5 protein-coding genes are annotated in these 6,214 nt (G+C 35.3%); 4 read left to right on the top strand and 1 reads right to left on the bottom strand.

The genetic code is table 11. The features are described from left to right. The coding region (locus ACIGAM_RS17305; protein WP_396512733.1) for a TonB-dependent receptor plug domain-containing protein at positions 1 to 728 on the bottom strand (728 nt) is incomplete at its 3' end. A 1,275-nt stretch (positions 729 to 2,003) separates the two neighbouring features. Between ACIGAM_RS17305 and ACIGAM_RS17300 the strand changes: the two genes are divergently transcribed. The 4 genes from ACIGAM_RS17300 to ACIGAM_RS17285 all read left to right on the top strand — a co-directional run bounded on the left by ACIGAM_RS17300 (position 2,004) and on the right by ACIGAM_RS17285 (position 5,770). Then, a complete protein-coding gene (locus tag ACIGAM_RS17300) occupies positions 2,004 to 2,516 on the top strand; it encodes a hypothetical protein (RefSeq protein WP_396512732.1) in 513 nt (170 codons plus the stop codon). Positions 2,517 to 2,705: 189 nt separating this feature from the next. Then, complete coding sequence (locus ACIGAM_RS17295; protein ID WP_396512731.1) at positions 2,706 to 3,119, top strand: hypothetical protein; 414 nt, start codon at positions 2,706 to 2,708, stop codon at positions 3,117 to 3,119. A gap of 315 nt (positions 3,120 to 3,434) precedes the next feature. Then, entirely contained in the window at positions 3,435 to 4,601 is a 1,167-nt protein-coding gene (locus ACIGAM_RS17290) for an adenine-specific methyltransferase EcoRI family protein (protein WP_396512730.1), read from the top strand. A gap of 5 nt (positions 4,602 to 4,606) precedes the next feature. Then, complete coding sequence (locus ACIGAM_RS17285) at positions 4,607 to 5,770, top strand: HNH endonuclease family protein (protein WP_396512729.1); 1,164 nt, start codon at positions 4,607 to 4,609, stop codon at positions 5,768 to 5,770. Positions 5,771 to 6,214 lie beyond the last annotated feature (444 nt).

Genomic DNA, 6,214 nt, shown 5'->3' with positions numbered 1-6,214 from the left:
GTAGCATCAGCATCTTTTAAGATTTCAATACTGGCTATGTTTGCAGGGTTCAGGGAATTTAAAGGGTCAATCCCGGCAAGAGTCGGACTGGTAAGTCCGCTAAAGCTGTTAAGCGGAGCACTGTCTATAGGCACCCCATCTATGATATACAGGGGCAGGTTACCCGAATTGGCAAAACCACTGCGCAAACTATTTTGCCCCCGTATTTGTACGCTGGGCGCATTACCCGGCACCCCACTGCGCTGCACCACAGAGACTCCTGCCATCCGCCCCTGCAAAGCCGTTAACACATTGGTTACCGGCTGGCGCTCCAGTTCTTCTGCCGTTACCCGGGCAATGCTGCCCGTTTGCTCGCGGCGGGTAGTATTGTAATACCCCGCATTGATGGTGACTTCACCCAGATCGGTGATGTCCTGCTCCAATACAATATTAAAATTCGCCTGCGTTCCCACCGGAATACGTAGTGGTTTAAATCCGAGGTAGGCAATACGTAAGGTATCCGTCGCTTGTGCATTCAGGCTAAATGCCCCTTGCAAATCGGTTTGTGTACCCCTGCTGCTGTTCGTTAAGGTGATACTAACCCCGGGAATGGGGTTGTCATTCGTATCGGTAACCCTACCGGATACGAGTTGTTGGGGCAATGCTGCCCAAAGTAGATTTCCTGTAGCCCAAAATAAGCCCACAAGTATCCACGCAGCCCCCGTAAGGCGCGTAGCTTTATTTTTCATAACTTCGTCGTATTAATAAGTAAAACAATCGTTTTATTTAAGCTCACGCCTTCCCCGCTGGACGCCAATCTTTGAGGGAAGGCTTTTTTGCTTAATGCGGCTTTTTAAAAGCCTCTTTTCTCTTTTTCACAGACCTTGCGGTCTGCAGCTTTTTTTAGGCTAATTCACCGGTGTGCTTAAACCGAACATGGTAAAAGCCCGTGCCACTTGTACTACAAGGACAACCCCCACCCAACTACTGGCTGCCTCGTAGGGAAACAATCCATAACCCACGGGTGATTAGCACGAAGTAACGTGTACCCGTAAACACGTTGCATTTTACATAAGCGATGCTGCATTAAAAGTTAATACTAACAGCCCATACGGGATGCCGGCCACTATGGCCTATATAATTTAGGGGGTAAAAGGGGTGCGAAATTTTATAGGAAAAGAAACAAGAGCTCTGATAGTGGAGGAACAGGCCCAATACAAAAAGGCGCAGGTCTCAACTTATGCTATCAGGGCACTGGTATACCACGCAACAATAAGTGAGAGCCCACGCCCGGGTCGTGAGCATCCCTGCTTATCCTCTCGTTGCATAAAAATTACCAGTTTTTGATAGCGAGATTCAAAGCGAATGCTTCTAATATTTTATGCTAAGAAGTTTCGCAAATATATAAATATGAATCAAATATAATATTTTTTCTTACAATGCGGAAGATCTTCCGCATTAAATTTTCTTTGATATTCTTCCTTTGTTCAGTATGAATATCAATTTTCTCATAAGTAATGCCATTTCCAAATGGATTAAAGATGCCAAATCAAATCGAGACTTTGCACTTAATCATAATATTGATGAGAAAATTGTAAGAAGAATTCTTGACAAAAAGGAATATCGTATACCTGTCGAAACACTAAAAAGGATTTGTGATGCCCGTCAAGTAAAATTGTCTGATTTTTTTTCTGAGATTAAAGAATAGTTCAATAAAATTTCATACACTCTTCATACACTATCCTAGGCTTTGAGTGGGGGTTGCCTAGGGGATGCTATACGCTATATCCCGACCTAAAACAGCTATACAGATTAATTAATAAATCCTAATACAACCGAGAGTTTGAATTCTAAAATGTCTATACATTTATAGTGGGTTTACAGGTTTCTGTAAACTATTAATATCACAAAAGTATATATTTATATAATCAAGTTTAAATTACTGTTGTCCCGTAAAATTTGCTGTGTTATGAGTATATTTAGTTTTGATATAACACGTTACCTGCAAGCTGAAAACCGGAACTATGAAAAAATATTTGGCAATAATTTTACTACTTACTTCTTTTAAAGTAATTGCCTGTACTTGTGCGATTAAAAAACTTTCGGAATGGCAAAAATTGGAAATTGAAAATTCGGAATGCATTTTTATTGGAGAGGTAATTGAGGTAAACGAATTCGATTTGACTTATAAAGTAAAAGTTACCGAATCTCTGGATGGAGGAGATAAAATCGGAACTGTTTATACTGGAAAAAATTGGAAATATTGCTCGCCTTATATTTCGGAGACTGGAAAGTGGATTATTTACGGACATATGGAAGACGGATTTTTACAACTAAATATGTGCGGAATAAGTAGGAGTTTTGAAAATCCAATTGTAAATCCGATTCCACCTTCACCCGAATTGTATGAAGAAAATATGATGGAAAAGGAAAGAGAAAAGATTCTTGAAAAAATGCGTGCTGATAATATGAAAATCGCACAATCTGATTTGCAATCGGAATTGAATGCTTTGCGAAAAATAAGAGATGAAGAATAAAAGCCAGCAGGTAACAATGTATAACCGCAATTACGGCGGATTCGACTACGTCCGAATCCACTCGGAATTGCTAAAGTCTGTGCTAAACCGAAAATTAACGCTTATTAACCCGTAACTGCGGTTATACTAAACGTTGTAACCCATTTAAAAAACGAATCGACCTACATATAAAAAACGAAAATTAAATTTATGAAAACTCTAAAAACCATCCTATTTGCAATAATGGTATCTCTACTTTTTACATTTTGTGCAAAAAATAAATCAGAAAAAAATAATGAAATAAATTTTACTAATACCGAACTAATAGGGAAATGGAACCAAGAAATTAATGACAAAGTTTCTAAAATTAAATCAATACAACTCTTAAATGATTCCATTGCAAAAATTCAACTAATCAATTCTAGCGGAGAAAATATTTTAATGGGGAAATGGGAAAATGGATTTGAAAAAAAGTTCGAAAATTCAGATTTAGTATTTAATTCAGATATTAAAATCACTTATTATACTGACAAAAATAATACAAACGTTCTGCTATTAAAAGTATCTGAAGAAAATAAAAAGTTGTTCATGAATGGATACAATTTAAAGTTGAAAAAAGAATAAAAACGGGTTACAACACCGTATAAAATTAATGGCTAGTTCTCGCCTACTTACGAAAATCCTTGCGGATTTTCTATCCGGTGTTTATTTGCTAAATTAGGTGCTTAAACACGCCACTAGTCTTATACATCAACGTTGTAAGTAATGCGGAAATCGTGCTGAAATTGAACATTTGAACTAAAAAAGCCAACGCTCAAACAGCACATTTATTTTTTTGCCAACGCGAAAAGTCAACGCTCAAAAAAAATAAAAGAGCTGTTTCTTGCCAACGCTCAAAATGATATTAACTTTAGACATTAAAAACATCCGAAATAAAATATGGCGAATAAAAATCTATCTAAAGCAAAAAATGCGAAAAATGACGAATTTTATACTCAATACCACGACATAGAGATAGAAATAAACGCCTACATTGAATACAATCCAAATGTATTTAAGGACAAAACAATACTTCTTCCTTGTGATGACCCAGAATGGAGCAATTTCACTAAATATTTTGCACAGAATTTTGAGCGTTTCGGTCTTAAAAAATTAATCAGTACAAGTTTTGCGCCCGAAAGTAAAAACAATGCAAGTAATTACCAACCAACTCTTTTTGAAACTAACCATCCAAAATTTGACGAAACCAAAACCATAACAAATGGTAAAATTTTTACATTATCTCACGACAAAACTGGAGATGGAAAAATAGATGTTGAAGACCTTGATTGGGAATATTTAAAAGGAAGTGGCGATTTTAAAAGTAACGAGATAAAAAAATTGCGAGACGAAGCTGATATAATTATAACAAATCCACCGTTTTCATTATTTCGTGATTTTTTAGCTTGGGTTGTAGAAGCAGATAAATCTTTTGTATTTGTAGGCAATAAAAATTGTGTTACTTACAAAGAAGTTTTTCCATTAATCAAAGAAAATAAATTGTGGTCAGGTAGAACTGAATGGTCTGGTGGAATGTGGTTTGAAACTAAAAATTTGGATGATGTAGATAAGGTAATTGATGGCATCAATTTAAAAAATGTTTCATCAATGTGGATTACTAATATTGACCACGGAAGACGTCACCAACCTATTCCACTTATGACAATGGCAGACAATTTACGCTTCAACAAAAAGCTTGAAGGCAAAGAATCTTACGACCGTTATGATAATTATGATGCGATAGAAGTTCCTTTTACAAATGCAATTCCAAGCGACTATGATGGCGTTATGGGAGTTCCAATCAGTTTTTTAGATAAATATTCACCTGAACAATTTAAAATTGTTGGATTGACATCTGGAAGAGACGAATTTGAATGCACGCCTTCAAAAAGATACATAAATGCAAAACAACACAATCCTGATGGAACTATTGTAAATGGTAGTAAAGCAAATACACGAGCAACTATTAAATACGAAGAAAAACCTGATGGAAGATATTATACAGCAGATAATTCTGATGGTAAACTTTTAATCGTTTACGCCAGAATACTAATAAAACACATATAAAATAAATGGTGACAACTCTTAAAACAGACATAACAATAAAAGACATCTGTGATGGTTTTATTTACAACGAACTTGAGGCAAAAGGACTTTTTGGTCTTTCAGGTAAACTAACCATTCAACCAGAATATCAACGAAATTATATTTATGCTGATGGAAAAAAAGATGTTGCTGTTATTAAATCAATTTTAAAGGGTTATCCTCTAGGTCTAATTTATTTTAACAAAGTAAGTGATAACAATTTTGAGGTTCTTGATGGCCAACAAAGAATTACAAGTTTTGGCAGATTTGTAACAGGCAAATTTGCAATTGTTGACGATAACGGAATGCAACAGTATTTTAGTGGTATTGCTAAAGACCAACAACAGAAAATTCTGGAAACACCAATGTTAATATTTGAGTGTGAAGGAGAAGAAAGCGAAATAAAAGAATGGTTTAGAACAATTAATATAGCTGGTGTTCCACTTAATGAACAAGAAGTTAATAACGCTGTTTTTTCTGGTCCTTTTGTTACTCTAGCTAAAGAAGAATTTAGCAACAGTCAAAATGCAAACATTCAAAAATGGAGTGCTTATATTAATGGAAGTGCTAATCGTCAAGCTTTTATGGAACGTGCTTTAGATTGGGTAAGTAAAGGAAATATTGTTGGTTATATGAGCAAACATAGATATGACACAAACATAATCGAATTAAAAAATTATTTTAATAGTGTAATTGATTGGGTTTCAAGTGTGTTTATTGACGTAGAAAGTGAAATGTGCGGACTTGAATGGGGAAGACTTTACGAAACTTATCACAAAACACCATACAACCCAAAAACAGTATCTGACGAAGTTAAATTACTTTATGGCGACCCATATTTAAAAAAACGCAAAGGAATTTTTGAATACATACTTGGTGGCTCAAAGGACACTAGACTATTAGAAGTAAGAGTTTTTGATGAAGCCACAAAAAAAGCAGTTTATACAATACAAACTAAAAAAGCAGTAGAGAAAAGTCAATCGAATTGTCCTCTTTGTGCATTAGGGAATAATGCAAATAAAACAAAAATTTACACTATTAAGGAAATGGATGCTGACCACGTAGAAGCTTGGAGTAAAGGTGGAAAAACGGACACGAAAAATTGCGAAATGTTATGTAAAACTCATAACCGAGCAAAAGGGAATAAATAGAATTAGGAATTGAACAAAGCCAACGCTCAAAGCCATACACATTCGCAATTCGCTACAGCCAACGCTACGCCAAAAATTGCAAAAGAGTATGTCTTCTGCCAACGCTAGCAAGTTTGCGGAAAAAAAAGCACTACTTACAACAACGTGTATAAAACATAGCTATTATAGGCTTTCCGAGAGGTTTTTGTATATTTACAAAGTACGCCAAATTTTTAATTTGGTTATATTTATAAAAGAAAATTAAACATAAAAATTAAAAATTCGGCTCGTGCTAAATCCGAAAAGTTAGCGTCTTTTTATACGCTACGTTTCATACACAAGACCGTTGTACACCATTTGAGACGAACTAAAATACATACAACTAAAAAATTAGAAAAGTTAGTCAAGAAACTTATCACGACTGACGAAAATACTAATTGTGGAATTCTTGGAAATTGGAACGCA

This window comes from Leeuwenhoekiella sp. NPDC079379 (assembly GCF_044542075.1).
Classification (GTDB): Bacteria; Bacteroidota; Bacteroidia; order Flavobacteriales; family Flavobacteriaceae; genus Leeuwenhoekiella.
The sequence above is the reverse complement of the archived record's forward strand: the minus strand, read 5'-3'. Positions and strand labels throughout refer to the sequence as shown.

What these genes read in the sequence shown, in the direction of transcription:
- ACIGAM_RS17290 (WP_396512730.1), top strand. Translation starts at nt 3,435, where the DNA reads ATGGCGAATAAAAATCTATCTAAAGCAAAAAATGCGAAAAATGACGAA.
- ACIGAM_RS17295 (WP_396512731.1), top strand. Translation starts at nt 2,706, where the DNA reads ATGAAAACTCTAAAAACCATCCTATTTGCAATAATGGTATCTCTACTT.
- ACIGAM_RS17285 (WP_396512729.1), top strand. Translation starts at nt 4,607, where the DNA reads ATGGTGACAACTCTTAAAACAGACATAACAATAAAAGACATCTGTGAT.
- ACIGAM_RS17300 (WP_396512732.1), top strand. Translation starts at nt 2,004, where the DNA reads ATGAAAAAATATTTGGCAATAATTTTACTACTTACTTCTTTTAAAGTA.